We start from the raw sequence: 14,429 nt of genomic DNA, 5'->3' as shown, positions 1-14,429 counted from the left end.
TAAATCAATTTTATTCCAACGAGTCATATTCATGCCTATTAGAGTACCGGATAAATTACCTGCTATTGATGCCCTTAAGCAGGAAAATATTTATGTAATGCCAGCGCACAGAGCGGACACACAAGATATTCGTCCAATGCAGGTGGCGGTACTCAACTTGATGCCTGATAAAATAACTACTGAAGTTCAACTGGTGAGATTGTTATCCAATAGTCCGTTGCAAATTGATATTGAGCTCGTTAGGTTAGAGCATCAAACTAAAACCACATCCGAAGCCCATTTAGACAATTTTTATCGATACTTTAGCGATATAAAAGATAAGAACTACGATGGGTTGATCATCACAGGCGCGCCTTTAGGCCTAAAAGATTACGAAGATATAACTTACTGGCCACAATTAAAGGAAGTATTGGACTGGGCAGACCGACATGTCACTTCTACTTTGTTTTTATGTTGGGCTGCTCATGCTGCCATTTATTATCATTACGGAATTAAACATGATATCCGTGATACTAAATTAAGTGGGGTATACAAACATACAAAATGGGAATCTAAAGCGCCAATAATGCGTGGTTTTGATGATATTTTTTATGTACCGCATTCTCGTTATGGTGAAGTACCTATCAATAAATTAAATAAAGAAGCTGACTTAATCACTATTTCAGGTTCGGATGAAGTTGGTGCGTATTTAATGCAGAATAAATCAGGCACTAGGGTGTTTATTACTGGTCATCCTGAATATGACAGGTTAACTTTGCATGATGAGTATACTAGGGATGTCGATGCAGATTTAAACCCTGATATCCCCGTCAATTATTACCCTGGTAATGATCCTAAACTTGCACCACAAAAGTTGTGGCAAGCTCATGGATATTTATTATTTAGCAACTGGTTAAATTATTACGTTTATCAAAAGACACCTTATAACCTTAGCCAAGTAAGTGAAAACATCAGAACAGATAATTTTGCCGAATAGTCGAATACAGCGCAGGAAATTAAAATGAGTAACAAAGGCAATATACGCCCAGATCAAACCCAGCTATTAACAGAATTGTTGAATAAAAAAACCTTGATTTTAGATGGTGCAATGGGAACCATGATCCAACAATGTGGTTTGGAAGAAGAAGACTATCGTGGAACTCGATTCGCGGATTGGCATACCGCAATTAAAGGTAATAATGATCTGTTAGTTCTGACACAACCAGACATCATTAAAAACATTCATCTTCAATACCTAAAGGCTGGCGCTGACATAATAGAAACCAATAGTTTTAATGCGACTAAAACTTCGATGGCCGATTATGAAATGCAATCACTTGCAGAAGAAATTAATTTTGCTGCAGCTAAATTAGCACGAGAAGCGTGTGATGAAGTTGCAACGCCAGATAAACCAAGGTTTGTAGCTGGCGTATTAGGGCCAACATCAAAGACGTTATCTATCTCTCCAGATGTTAATGATCCAGGTTTTAGAAATATCACATTTGACGAATTAGTCGAAGACTACATTACCGCTACACTTGCTTTAATGGCGGGAGGTTCAGATATTATTCTAGTCGAGACCATTTTCGATACTTTAAATTCTAAAGCTGCATTATATGCTATTGAAGAAGCGTTTGAGCAGGCAGGGCAACGTCTGCCAATTATGATTTCAGGTACTATTACCGATGCCTCTGGTCGTACATTATCAGGTCAAACAACAGAAGCTTTTTATAATTCTATCTGTCACGTTAATCCATTATCCGTCGGTTTAAATTGTGCATTAGGGCCAGACCAACTGCGCCAATATGTGGATACCTTATCTTCTATTTGTGAATGTTTTGTATCGGTGCATCCTAATGCTGGTTTACCAAATGAATTTGGTGAATATGATCTAGAGTCTAGTGAAATGGCAGAACATATTGCTGAATGGTCGAGTAGCCAATTAATGAATATTGTCGGAGGGTGCTGCGGGACCACACCGGAGCATATTACGGCTATGTTAAAAGCCGTTGAAGGTAATATTCCACGTGCACCTAAAGAAAAAAGCGCCTTGATGCGCCTTTCTGGACTTGAAGCGTTTAATTTATAAATATCATTAGTAAGTAAAGTTCCTTAACTTACTGAGTGTGGAAACAAGAAATTATGACAACAAAATCAGTTAGCAGATTTATAAACGTAGGCGAGCGAACCAATGTAACCGGTTCAGCTATGTTTAAACGATTGATCCTAAATGGGGATTATGAAGCGGCGTTAGACGTGGCTCGTCAACAGGTTGAAAATGGCGCGCAAGTTATCGATATCAATATGGATGAAGCCATGTTGGACTCTGTCGCTGCTATGGAGAAGTTTTGTAAGTTAATTGCATCAGAACCTGACATCGCTAGAGTGCCAATTATGTTGGATTCCTCTAAGTGGGAAGTGATAGAAGCTGGACTTAAATGCGTACAAGGTAAAGCAATCGTTAATTCTATTTCGATGAAGGAAGGGGAAGAACCTTTTCTAGCACAAGCGAAAAAATTAAAACGTTATGGTGCCGCTGTCGTCGTTATGGCATTTGACCAAGATGGGCAGGCTGAAACCAGAGAAGAAAAGTTTAGGATCTGTAAACGTGCTTATGAATTATTAGTTGATGGCATAGGTTTCCCGCCACAAGATATTATCTTTGATCCTAATATATTTGCCGTCGCAACGGGTATAGAAGAGCATAATAATTACGCGGTTGCTTTTATTGATGCTATTAAGGATATAAAGGAACATTTACCACACGCCAAAATTTCAGGCGGTTTATCCAACGTATCTTTCTCTTTTCGAGGTAATAACCCGGTTCGCGAAGCCATGCATTCCGTCTTTTTGTATTATGCGGTTCGTGCCGGGATGGATATGGCTATTGTTAATGCTGGCCAGTTAGCGGTTTATGATGATATCCCACTTGAACTGCGTGAAGCGGTGGAAGATGTAATATTAAACCGTCGTGATGATGCTACTGAGCGTTTACTCGATTTAGCACCTAAATATCGTGGTGACGGTGTTCAGGTAGAAGCAGAAACACAAGAGTGGCGAGGATGGGAAGTAACTAAACGTTTAGAACATGCTTTAGTGAAAGGTATTACCCAGTTTATTGAAGAGGACACAGAAGAGTGTCGATTGCATTTTGATAAACCTCTGCAAGTGATTGAAGGGCCATTAATGGATGGCATGAATATCGTAGGTGACTTGTTTGGTGAAGGAAAAATGTTTTTACCTCAAGTGGTGAAATCAGCTCGGGTTATGAAACAAGCTGTTGCCTATTTAAACCCCTATATCGAAGAAGAAAAAGAAGAGGGTAGTACTAACGGAAAAGTACTAATGGCAACCGTAAAAGGTGATGTACACGACATTGGTAAAAACATAGTTGGTGTGGTTTTACAATGTAATAACTACGAAGTAATAGACCTAGGCGTTATGGTGCCTTGTCAAAAAATCATAGATACCGCTATTGCGGAAAAAGTAGATATCATAGGCTTGTCTGGGTTAATTACCCCATCACTTGATGAGATGGTGCATGTTGCAAAAGAATTAACACGTCAAGGGTTAGATTTGCCCTTATTGATTGGCGGTGCGACAACGTCAAAAGCGCATACCGCGGTTAAAATTAACGAACATTATGAACACCCAGTGGTTTATGTACCTAATGCGAGTCGCTCTGTATCAGTGGTATCTAACTTGTTGAGTAAAGAACTAAGAGCGCCGTTTTTACAGCAACTTGAAAAAGACTATGAACGTGTGGTGATACAACATCATCGTAAACGAGATAACACCCAATACATTAGTTTTGAACAAGCTCGAGCGAACAAATTCAAAGTGGACTGGGATACTTATCAGCCTCCAAAACCGAAAAAGTTAGGTATTCACGAATGGCATAATGTATCAATCGCCACTTTGCGTGAATATATCGACTGGACGCCATACTTTTTAACTTGGCAATTACATGGTAAATACCCATCAATTCTAAAACATGAAGTTGTTGGTGAGCAGGCACAAAAAGTATTTGATGATGCGAACCAAATGTTAGACCGCTTTGAAAAGTCGGGAGAGCTCACAGCTAAAGCTGTATTTGGTTTATTCCCAGCTAACAGCACCGATGAGTCAATTGAGGTTTACTCGAATGAGAACAATCAACAAACTCAGTTGGTTTTGCATCAATTAAGACAACAGTTAAAAACCAGAAACTCGTCACCTAATTATTGTTTAAGTGATTTTGTTGCAACAAAAGAGTCAGGTGTTGAAGACTATATAGGTGCCTTTGCCGTTACTGCTGGATTTGGTGCTGATGAATTGGCTGAGAAATTTTTAGCTGAGCATGATGATTACAACAATATTATGGTTAAAACCATCGCTGATAGACTAGCAGAAGCGTTAGCTGAATATTTACATCAGCAAGTCCGTAAAGAATATTGGGGATATGCTGCGGATGAAACGTTAGAAAATGACGACTTAATTCGCGAAAAATATCAAGGTATACGTCCTGCACCGGGTTACCCTGCATGCCCTGAACATACTGAAAAGTCTAAATTGTGGCAATTGTTAGATGTCGATAAACGTATTGGTATGACACTAACAGAAAGTTACGCAATGTGGCCAGGCGCTTCTGTATCTGGTTGGTACTTCTCACATCCTGATTCTAAATATTTTGCGGTTAGCAAAATAGATAAAGAACAAGCTCAAACTTATGCCGACCTAAAAGGTTGGGATGAACGAACTGCCGAAATGTGGTTAGGTCCAAACTTGTAACTGTTCCAATTTAACTATTGAGAGATCGATAAAGGCTAGTTGATGCATCAACTGGCCTTTTTGTTGAATTAAAATTAAGATATAGAACCAAAATTATGGACCTTAGTATGATTGATCCTTTTGCCCACTTAGCCAGAAATCCTGCAGCTGATAATAATAAACAATATATCTTGGACGTTTTGAAGAATTTAAACCTTCTAAAAGGCAAAGTCATTGAGATAGGTTCTGGACCGGGACAACATGGTATTCATTTTTGCCAGCATATGCCTGAGCTAGTTTGGCAGCCAACTGAAATAAAAAGTAAGTTACCCCTAACGATGCAATGGTATGAAGTCAGTCAGAAACAAGGACTCACTAATTATTTGAAACCATTCTCATTCCATATTGGCCAAGATACGATTACCGCCTCTGAGTTTGAGCTGATATATTCCGCTAATGTTTTGCATATCATTAGTGAAGAGTTGGCCAAATATTTAATCAAACAATTAGTAGAATCGATGAATCAAGGTCAAAAGTTGGTTTGTTATGGCCCTTTTAAACAAAAAGGTGAATACACATCTGAGTCGAATCGAGACTTTGATCAATGGCTTTTTGGTGAAGGTTACGGCGGTATGCAAGACCTTGAAGACATACCAAATTGGAGCGATGGTCGGTTAAGTTTATTACAAGTTGAAACTATGCCTGCAAACAATTTTCTTGTTGTTTATCAAAGGGGTTAGTTATACATTGCTCAAGACTTTCATAAGAACAAATTTATTTATAGATTCAATTAGGATGAAACATGACAGACGTAATTAATAAAAACCTATACTTGATTAAAGAGCACGTTGGGATATTCAAAGCTGCCAATAATTACGATATTTATGATCCTGAATCTGGCGAAATAATCATGGAGTGCCGTGAGCCTAATTTAGGTTTTTTTACTAAATTATTAAGGTTTACTGATTATAAACGCATGACGCCGTTTGATGTTCAAATTAGAACAACAGATGAGCAACGTCTGATTCGCATTCAAAGAGGCATTTCTATCTTTTTATCTAAAGTAGAAGTGAGAGATCATAATAATGAATTACTGGGTGGTTTTGCACAAAAACTATTTTCGATTGGCGGAAAGTTTGATGTCCTAGATCAAAACGAACAAGTATTATGTTCGTTGGAAGGTAACTGGGTTGGTTGGGATTTTTATTTCAAAGATGGCGAGACGACACTTGCTCATGTCACTAAAAAGTGGGGCGGACTTGGCGCAGAAATGTTTACTAGCGCAGATAACTATGTATTAGAAATTAACCCTGAAGTACCGGCAGAACATCCAATACGTAAACTTATTCTGGCTGCAGTCATGTGTATTGATATGGTATTAAAAGAATAATAATCAATTAATAGCACACTCGATTTGTACTACTATTAGGTAATGGATGACTTAGTTGCTAGTTACAGGATCAAAGTAGACCCTCACTCCCGTTACAGACAATACCAACATGTCGTTTTTGTATGTTGGTATTGTTTGGCGATATATCATTGGCCATATTTTATTCCCAGTATTATAAAATCGACTTACACCGTGTTATTCCTGCTTTTTGTCTTTTGTGTTTACAAACAAAATGTATTAAACCAAACGGATGATGAAGAAGTGTTTCATTTGTCAGAAGCTGGACAAATAGAATGGGTGAAAAGAGCAATATCAGGTCAGTTGTTGCCTATTAGTTATTTTTGGCCCTTTTGTTTTTATCTAAAGATTATTAACCCTGTTAGTCAGAATACATATTGGAAAGTGATATTTGCAGACCAATTAAATGACGAATCTAAAAGACGGTTACGGCGAATAATAAAAACAATTAAGAGCCAGTAACCGAAATATGTATACATTTTTAAGCAATAATTAAGGTGTCAGTACAGTAGGTGTTGAATGAGGCAAGGTATCAGGATAATCCTGATTAAAATGTAACCCTCGGCTTTCTTTACGTTCTAAAGCACTTCTGACAATCAATTCAGCAACTAACGCTAAATTTCTCAGCTCTAATAAATTGTTACTAACCTTAAAGGTGGCATAAAATTCGTTCACCTCACTCTTAATTAAATCTATACGTTTTAATGCTTTATGCAAACGACGATTTGAACGAACAATACCAACGTAATCCCACATTATTAATCTAAGCTCATGCCATGTATGGCTGATAATGACATCTTCTTCTAAGGTGGTTACTTTACTATCATCCCATAATGGAATTTCAGTTAATTCTGGGCTGTTGTTTAAATTAGACAATATAGATTGGGCTGCTCCATGAGCAAACACAATACATTCCAGTAAGCTGTTACTGGCCATTCTATTAGCACCATGAAGGCCGGTGTATGCAACTTCACCTATGGCAAATAAATTGTCTTTATTGGTTTTACCGGTCAAATCAGTGATGACACCTCCACAGGTATAATGCGCAGCAGGCACAACTGGAATTTGTTCTTTGGTTATGTCTAATCCAACTTGCAAACAACGGGCATATATCGTGGGAAAGTGTTCAATTACAAATTGTGGGTCTTTATGAGTAATGTCTAAGTACATACAGTCGGCACCTAAACGTTTCATTTCAAAATCAATTGCTCTAGCGACTATATCTCGAGGGGCTAATTCTTTTCGCTCATCAAAGTCTTGCATAAAGCGACTACCATCAGGACGTCTTAAAAAGGCACCTTCACCTCGCATTGCTTCACTAATAAGAAAATTTTGTGCTTTTTGATGATATAAACTTGTTGGGTGGAACTGATTAAACTCCATATTGGCAACTTGGCAACCTGCACGCCAAGCCATTGCAATACCGTCACCACTTGCTATATCTGGGTTTGAAGTATATTGATAAACTTTACTTGCACCGCCAGTGGCTAAAGCAACAAATTTGGCAGAAATACTTTCTACTCGTTCAAGGTTTCTATTCCAAATATAAGCGCCATGTATTTTATTATCATCTAAGTTTAATTTTGCACCCGTTACTAAATCTAACGCGTTATACCTTTCAAATAGCTGTATATTTGGATGAGACTTAACTTTATCTAATAATGTCGTTTGTACTGCTTTGCCTGTGGCATCAGCTGCATGTAATATTCTTCGATGGCTATGGCCGCCTTCACGAGTAAGGTGATAACGTTTTGAACCATCGCTCCCTTGAATTTGATCAAATGGAACGCCTTGTTCAATTAACCATTTCATTGATGCTTTAGCATTGCTAGCGGTAAAAGTAACTGCAGCTTCATCACACAAATTAGCACCTGCTATTAAGGTATCTTGAACATGTGATTCGATACTGTCGTTTTCGTCAAAAACGGCCGCAATACCGCCTTGAGCATATAAGGTAGATCCTTCTTTTAATGCCGATTTACTTACAATAATAACTTTAACCTGGTCAGCAATACTTAACGCTAATGTTAAACCAGCGGCACCGCTACCTATGATTAGACAATCTGTTTGATGTTGAGTGTTATCTTGCATTAAAAAAAACCTATGAGATCTGAATTAATTATTTTTTCTTAGTAATCAATTCATTGGTATTCGAACTTGTTAATATGTATGAAAAATAGGCTACTTAACTTAATTTCATAAAAAAACAAAATAAATAAGAACTTTTTCACTATTGCTAAGTCATAGTGTCAACAGAAGGGAATAGTACAACAACTTTTTAATTAATTCCTTGTACAAAGCAGTAATTAATAATTATTTGATATGTATTTATTTCCAATTAGAATACCTGCAAAGACGGTATAATTAAGATGGTTAGTACTTTATACCAATATTAAATCTGGGAGTAGTAGCTCGAATGAGCGAGCAGAAAAAAGATTTAGGCTTAGTAAGAAAAGCTCAGGCAGGGGATAAAGCGGCATTTGATTTATTAGTCCGCAAATATCAGAATAAAATCATTAGTCTTGTATCTCGTTATTTAGGAAATAATGGAGATGTTCAGGATGTAGCACAGGATGCATTCATTAAAGCATACACTGCACTGCCTGGATTTAGAGGTGAAGCTGCGTTTTATACTTGGTTATATAGAATTGCAGTAAACAGCGCTAAAAACTATTTGATGGCGAGAGGTCGTAGACCATACACCGTAGATGTAGATGCAGAAGAAACCGAATATTATGAAACAAGTGAAGCGTTACGTGAAAATGCATCACCTGAAAGTTTAGCGTTAACTGAAGAAATTAAACATGTCATTTTTGATACGATTGAGAGTTTACCTGATGAACTTAAAGTCGCAATTCAACTCAGAGAGATAGATGGCATGAGTTATGAGGAAATCTCCATCGCTATGGGATGTCCGATAGGAACGGTTCGCTCTAGAATTTTTAGAGCTAGGGACGCAATAGATCTGAAATTGCAGCCTTTGATAGAGAATAAGTAAAAAAATTGATGAATTAACAATCACTATTATTTGATGTTAACTTATACATAATTATTTTTGTTTTAAACATGGTAATACACTGGGAGTCAGTCATTTTATGACGAACAAACATTTAGAATCTATTTCCGCATTGTTGGACGATGAAGTTAATCAATCAGAATTAGACAGCACATTACAGCAAACCGTTGATACAACTGAGAACGTTGAAGCTTTTAGCCGTTATAGTTTAATTGGTGATGTGCTTAGAAATGAGCAGTTATTAGAAACTGATGGTAGTTTTGCTGCGGGTATTCAAGCCGCGATTGCTAATGTTGAACAAGAAGTCGTTACCGAAGATTCATCGGTTGTTGATATTAGTTCGCACGTTAATTGGCGTTCAAAAGTAGCTTCAAAACTTAAACAGTTTAGTCAGAGTTCAACTGGCCGTAATAGTGCACAGTTTGCTATTGCTGCATCGGTCGCATTAGTAACTATTGTTGGTGTTAGTAATATACCGCAAACAAATAGCCAATATAGTGCTCCAGTTGCACAAACAACGCCTCTTGTTAGTGGTGTAGCTCCTGTTAGTTTAGCTTCTGATGGTGTGAAAAATAGACCATCGGCTAATCAAATGACTCAAACTCGAATAAATGCGCTTATTGCAGATCACCAACAACAATTGAAAGCCGTTGATGATAAAAAAGAAGCGATAGACACAAACGAAGATAAAAAGGTTATCGAACCTTAGTTAATTTCGTTATCATGCCTTTCTCAGTGTATAAACGCCCGTATATAACGGGCGTTCGTTTTTAAAAAGGTAATTATTCCTGCTATGAACTGTTATTTCTCCGATTTTAAACGCCTTATATCTCTAAAAACATTCAATTGTCTAAAGCTAGTATTATTTGTTAGTTTATTAAGTAGCCATGTAAACGCGTCTACTTTGAATGATGTTCCCAATGAGAAAGATAACGTTGAATTAACGGATAAAACGCCTATAACCTCTACTGAAAAAGTGAATGCTGAGTTTTGGCTAGCTAAGTTAAAAACGGCATTAACAGAGTCCAATTTTCAAGCTGGCATTGTTACTATGAAGGCTGATAAAACAACGACATATAATTGGGTACACGGCGTAGTTGACGATGAAGAAAAAGTAGAAGTTGAAAGTATTTCACCATTAATTGGTGGTGGCATTAGTAACCTTAGGCACAATAAAGTAGTGACTTTTATTGAGCCAAATAAAGAACCATACAGTATTCAAAGTGACAGTATAAGAAGGTTCATACCTCCAATTTTCTACCAAGACTCAAGTCAGTTAACCGACAGTTATCAATTTGTTCTAGTGAGTAAAAACCAAATAGGTGGACGTTCAGCACAATTAATCCGCATAGAGTCTATTGATGACACTACTTATAATTATTGGGTTTGGATTGATGTACAAAGTGCATTACCGTTAAGATTGGCGTTTGTTAATGAAAAAAGTGAAGTCATTGAGCAAGTGTTAATGACCCATTTATCTTTATTCACCGGGCCTACTGAAGAAATCATTAAATTAAGTCAGCATAATTTACCCGAGCCACCAAGTGCACTAATCGCGACGCATCAAGAAACTAATAATTGGAATATGAGTTGGATACCTAATGGTTTTTCGTTAATCAAAAGTGATAGACATCATTTATCAATCACACGAGAGGTTTCGGATTATTATCTATTCAGTGATGGGCTTGTCGAGTTCTCAGTGTATGTTCAAAGGCAACTTGAAAGTTTTAATAGCCCTTTGGTTTTACAAGAAGGAGCAATGTCTTTTGTCATGGTGCGCTCTGATGGTTTTGACGTTACCGTCGTCGGCTCTATCCCACCAGAAACGGCACATAAAATTGCCATATCCGTGAAAAGCATCTAATTATGATCAAAGAGATCGGTCAAGTAATTGCTATTGAAGAGGACTTTTTGCTTGTTGAGACAGCAATTAAATCAACATGTAATACTTGTGCCGCTAAAAGTAACTGTGGTACCAGCACAATTGCACAGGCTTTTTCTAATAAGAGTGTCGTCAATAAAGTCAAAAATATATTGAATGCGAAAGTCGGCGAGTCGGTCGAAATTGGTATCCCGGAAGCGAGTTTGTTACAAGGGTCATTTTATTTGTATATGTTACCTTTGTTGTCTGCCATATTTTTAGCTTGCACTGCACAGTTTTGGTTATCTCGATTTATAGAGATACAAGAAATCCACGTTATTTTAGCTACTTTTTTAGGAGGGTATATAGGCTTTTTATTATCTAGATACCTATTAAACAAATCTGATGTAGATAAATATCAACCTGTGCTGATCCGAATTTATAATGGTGAAATCATAAATTCAGTGATTGAGTTAGACTAATCGCAATTCTTTATATTATTTTCTAGTAACTATTTGTGAATAAAGCGCCCTATATAAGATAAAGAGTTGGAGTGAGCGGTGAAATCAGTGTAAAATTTCGCCCTTTGGTTCTATCGCTAATTTTGAGTTATCTCAAAAGTTAATTTTATGTTGTTTGTTATCTGCAAACACACCTTGTATAGCAACGTCACAGGTATATCACACTATTTATGAAGCACATTCGTAACTTTTCAATCATTGCCCACATCGATCACGGTAAATCCACACTGTCAGATAGACTTATTCAATTTTGCGAAGGGTTAACAAACCGCGAAATGAAAGCACAAGTTTTAGACTCAATGGATATTGAACGTGAACGCGGTATTACAATTAAAGCGCAAAGTGTCACTCTGAATTACAAAGCGAAAGACGGTGAAATTTATCAATTAAATTTCATCGATACGCCAGGCCATGTAGATTTTACCTATGAAGTATCTCGCTCACTTGCCGCGTGTGAAGGTGCGTTGTTAGTGGTTGATGCAGGACAAGGTGTTGAAGCGCAAACAGTAGCAAACTGTTATACCGCTATTGAAATGGACTTAGAAGTCCGTGCCATACTAAACAAAATAGATTTACCGCAAGCTGATCCAGATAGAGTTTCAGAAGAAATAGAAGATATTATTGGTATTGATGCTGTTGGTGCTGTGCAATGCTCTGCAAAAACAGGTATTGGTATTCAAGATGTTTTAGAAGACATAGTTTTAAACATTCCACCACCAGTTGGTGAACCTGATCAGCCTTTGCAAGCGCTGATCATTGATTCTTGGTTTGACCCTTACCAAGGTGTTGTATCTTTGGTTCGTGTTAAACATGGTTCAATTCGAAAAGGTGACAAATTAAAAATATTATCAACTGGTGAATCACATCAAGTTGATAAAGTCGGTATTTTCACACCTAAACAAACAGACACTGGTGTGTTAAATACAGGTGAAGTAGGTTTCATTATTGCTGGTATTAAAGAAATATTAGGTGCGCCAGTTGGTGATACCATCACTTTAGCTAATAATGCTGCTATCGAGCCGTTACCTGGTTTTCAAAAAATTAAACCTCAGGTTTATGCCGGTTTATTCCCTGTAAGTTCAGATGATTACGAGTCTTTTCGTGATGCTTTAGGTAAACTAAGTCTGAATGATGCGTCTTTATTTTATGAGCCAGAAAGTTCAAGCGCTTTAGGGCTTGGTTTCCGTTGTGGATTCTTAGGAATGTTACATATGGAAATCGTTCAAGAACGATTGGAACGTGAGTATGATTTAGACTTAATCACGACGGCGCCAACTGTAAATTATGAAATTTTAACCAAAGATGGTGCTATCCACAGCATTGATAGTCCGTCAGAAATGCCTGCGGTTGCCGACATTACAGAAGTACGTGAACCAATTTGTAAAGCTGATATTTTAGTACCACAAGAATACTTAGGTAGCGTTATTACATTATGTATTGAAAAGCGTGGTACACAAACTGCGATGAGCTACCATGGCAAACAAGTTGCAGTAAGTTATGACTTACCAATGGCTGAAGTAGTCATGGACTTCTTTGATCGATTAAAATCAACAAGTCGTGGTTTTGCATCATTAGATTATAACTTTACGCGATTCCAAGCTGCAGACATGGTGAGAGTCGATATCTTATTAAACGGCGAACGTGTAGATGCATTAGCGATGATTTGCCATAGAGACTTTTCACAATCTAGAGGGCGTCAATTAGCTGAGAAATTAAAAGAATTAATTCCTCGTCAAATGTTTGATATTGCTATTCAAGCGGTCATAGGTGTTCATGTTATTGCTCGAACGACCGTAAAACAATTAAGAAAGAATGTAATAGCTAAATGTTACGGTGGTGACATTAGCCGTAAGAAAAAGCTTCTACAGAAACAGAAAGATGGTAAAAAACGTATGAAACAAGTGGGTAATGTTGAGTTACCACAAGATGCGTTTTTAGCTATTCTGAAGATCGGAAAATAAAAAAGGTTAGGATATAAATGGCCGGATATTTCGCAATATTTTTAGTAGTTATTACAGTAGCCTGTGGTTTAATTTGGTTAATTGATGCCAAATTATATGCGCCAGCTCGAAGAGAACGAATTGCTATCGCACAAGCTAGCACTGCAGGTAACATAGCACTAGATGAATTAGAAAAAATAGCGCCACAGCCTGTGATCGCTGAAACGGCACAGTCTATCTTTCCCGTTTTATTTTTAATAACGATATTCCGCTCATTTTTATTTGAACCATTTCAAATACCATCAGGTTCGATGATGCCAACGATGTTAGTTGGCGACTTCATTTTGGTGCAAAAATACACTTATGGTGTTCATGATCCTATTTGGCGAAGTGAACTAATAGAGATGGATACGCCATCTCGTGGTGACATTGCGGTGTTTAAATACCCAGAAGATGAACGTTTAGACTATATTAAACGTGTTGTTGGTTTACCTGGTGATAAAATTGTATATCGTAATAAACAACTTTTTATTCAACCAAGTTGTGGAAGAGAGTCGGAACGTTGCAAAGAGCTTAACGTAATGCCAATGGAGTCAGACTCTGTTTACGAAATTAATGCATATGGTGAAACGGTTGCTTTAGGAACAGAGTTACTTGGTGAAGTTGAGCACAACATTTTATTTAATATCAACAATGAATATGGCTACCCATTTGTTCAAGCTAATGGGAAAACAAATGAATGGTTAGTGCCAGAAGGTCATTATTTTATGATGGGTGATAATCGTGATAATAGCCAAGACAGCCGTTTTTGGGGATTTGTTCGTGAAGACCAATTAGTTGGTAAGGCTGTATTTATTTGGATGAGCTTTGTCTATAACGACGGAGCAATAGATTGGTTACCGAATTGGATACCAATAGATATTCGTTTTTCACGTTTAGGGACGGTTCAATAATG

At 37.3% G+C, this 14,429-nt stretch carries 13 protein-coding genes; 12 read left to right on the top strand and 1 reads right to left on the bottom strand.

The genetic code is table 11. The features are described 5' to 3' along the window. Positions 1-31: 31 nt before the first annotated feature. From metA to KO505_RS17600, 6 genes are all read left to right on the top strand, one after another. On the top strand, positions 32-976 hold the full coding sequence (gene metA, locus KO505_RS14980) for a homoserine O-succinyltransferase (RefSeq protein WP_216056267.1): 945 nt from the start codon (positions 32-34) through the stop codon (positions 974-976). A gap of 24 nt (positions 977-1,000) precedes the next feature. Further along, positions 1,001-2,068 (top strand): homocysteine S-methyltransferase family protein, encoded by a 1,068-nt coding sequence (locus KO505_RS14975; protein WP_216056266.1) that lies wholly within the window; start codon positions 1,001-1,003, stop codon positions 2,066-2,068. A 53-nt stretch (positions 2,069-2,121) separates the two neighbouring features. Next, positions 2,122-4,749: a methionine synthase gene (gene metH / locus KO505_RS14970; protein ID WP_216056265.1), complete on the top strand. Its 2,628-nt coding sequence runs from the start codon at positions 2,122-2,124 to the stop codon at positions 4,747-4,749. Between the two features lie 107 nt (positions 4,750-4,856). Further along, a complete protein-coding gene (locus tag KO505_RS14965) occupies positions 4,857-5,468 on the top strand; it encodes a DUF938 domain-containing protein (RefSeq protein ID WP_216056264.1) in 612 nt (203 codons plus the stop codon). A gap of 62 nt (positions 5,469-5,530) precedes the next feature. Further along, positions 5,531-6,118, top strand: coding sequence for an LURP-one-related/scramblase family protein (locus KO505_RS14960; protein ID WP_216056263.1), 588 nt, complete (start codon positions 5,531-5,533; stop codon positions 6,116-6,118). Between the two features lie 42 nt (positions 6,119-6,160). Next, positions 6,161-6,598, top strand: coding sequence for a protein YgfX (locus KO505_RS17600; protein WP_371820011.1), 438 nt, complete (start codon positions 6,161-6,163; stop codon positions 6,596-6,598). A 30-nt stretch (positions 6,599-6,628) separates the two neighbouring features. On the opposite strand, the gene nadB is transcribed toward KO505_RS17600, so the two are convergent. Next, on the bottom strand, positions 6,629-8,227 hold the full coding sequence (nadB, locus tag KO505_RS14955) for an L-aspartate oxidase (RefSeq protein WP_216056262.1): 1,599 nt from the start codon (positions 8,225-8,227) through the stop codon (positions 6,629-6,631). Positions 8,228-8,552: 325 nt separating this feature from the next. On the opposite strand from nadB, the gene rpoE reads away from it, so the two are divergent. The 6 genes from rpoE (at position 8,553) to lepB (ending at position 14,427) form a co-directional block, all read left to right on the top strand. Then, a complete protein-coding gene (gene rpoE, locus KO505_RS14950) occupies positions 8,553-9,134 on the top strand; it encodes an RNA polymerase sigma factor RpoE (protein ID WP_216056261.1) in 582 nt (193 codons plus the stop codon). A 97-nt stretch (positions 9,135-9,231) separates the two neighbouring features. Next, positions 9,232-9,861 carry a sigma-E factor negative regulatory protein gene (locus KO505_RS14945; RefSeq protein ID WP_216056260.1) on the top strand — a complete coding sequence of 210 codons (630 nt, stop codon included), beginning with the start codon at positions 9,232-9,234 and terminating at the stop codon, positions 9,859-9,861. A gap of 195 nt (positions 9,862-10,056) precedes the next feature. Next, on the top strand, positions 10,057-11,016 hold the full coding sequence (locus KO505_RS14940) for a MucB/RseB C-terminal domain-containing protein (RefSeq protein ID WP_216056259.1): 960 nt from the start codon (positions 10,057-10,059) through the stop codon (positions 11,014-11,016). 2 nt (positions 11,017-11,018) lie between these two features. Continuing rightward, complete coding sequence (locus KO505_RS14935; RefSeq protein WP_216056258.1) at positions 11,019-11,495, top strand: SoxR reducing system RseC family protein; 477 nt, start codon at positions 11,019-11,021, stop codon at positions 11,493-11,495. Between the two features lie 209 nt (positions 11,496-11,704). After that, a complete protein-coding gene (gene lepA / locus KO505_RS14930; RefSeq protein ID WP_216056257.1) occupies positions 11,705-13,495 on the top strand; it encodes a translation elongation factor 4 in 1,791 nt (596 codons plus the stop codon). Positions 13,496-13,512: 17 nt separating this feature from the next. After that, positions 13,513-14,427: a signal peptidase I gene (gene lepB / locus KO505_RS14925; protein ID WP_216056256.1), complete on the top strand. Its 915-nt coding sequence runs from the start codon at positions 13,513-13,515 to the stop codon at positions 14,425-14,427. Positions 14,428-14,429: the final 2 nt, after the last annotated feature.

Origin of the sequence: Psychrosphaera sp. F3M07, assembly GCF_018860345.1 — a bacterium.
Classification (GTDB): domain Bacteria; phylum Pseudomonadota; class Gammaproteobacteria; order Enterobacterales; family Alteromonadaceae; genus Psychrosphaera; species Psychrosphaera aquimarina.
Note: the sequence above shows the minus strand (reverse complement) of the source record. Positions and strands in the feature narration are given on the sequence as shown.

Excerpts from the sequence above, each read along its gene's own strand:
- metA (WP_216056267.1), top strand. The coding sequence starts at position 32 with ATGCCTATTAGAGTACCGGATAAATTACCTGCTATTGATGCCCTTAAG.
- KO505_RS14975 (WP_216056266.1), top strand. The coding sequence starts at position 1,001 with ATGAGTAACAAAGGCAATATACGCCCAGATCAAACCCAGCTATTAACA.
- metH (WP_216056265.1), top strand. The coding sequence starts at position 2,122 with ATGACAACAAAATCAGTTAGCAGATTTATAAACGTAGGCGAGCGAACC.
- KO505_RS14965 (WP_216056264.1), top strand. The coding sequence starts at position 4,857 with ATGATTGATCCTTTTGCCCACTTAGCCAGAAATCCTGCAGCTGATAAT.
- KO505_RS14960 (WP_216056263.1), top strand. The coding sequence starts at position 5,531 with ATGACAGACGTAATTAATAAAAACCTATACTTGATTAAAGAGCACGTT.
- KO505_RS17600 (WP_371820011.1), top strand. The coding sequence starts at position 6,161 with ATGGATGACTTAGTTGCTAGTTACAGGATCAAAGTAGACCCTCACTCC.
- nadB (WP_216056262.1), bottom strand. The coding sequence starts at position 8,227 with ATGCAAGATAACACTCAACATCAAACAGATTGTCTAATCATAGGTAGC.
- rpoE (WP_216056261.1), top strand. The coding sequence starts at position 8,553 with ATGAGCGAGCAGAAAAAAGATTTAGGCTTAGTAAGAAAAGCTCAGGCA.
- KO505_RS14945 (WP_216056260.1), top strand. The coding sequence starts at position 9,232 with ATGACGAACAAACATTTAGAATCTATTTCCGCATTGTTGGACGATGAA.
- KO505_RS14935 (WP_216056258.1), top strand. The coding sequence starts at position 11,019 with ATGATCAAAGAGATCGGTCAAGTAATTGCTATTGAAGAGGACTTTTTG.
- lepA (WP_216056257.1), top strand. The coding sequence starts at position 11,705 with ATGAAGCACATTCGTAACTTTTCAATCATTGCCCACATCGATCACGGT.
- lepB (WP_216056256.1), top strand. The coding sequence starts at position 13,513 with ATGGCCGGATATTTCGCAATATTTTTAGTAGTTATTACAGTAGCCTGT.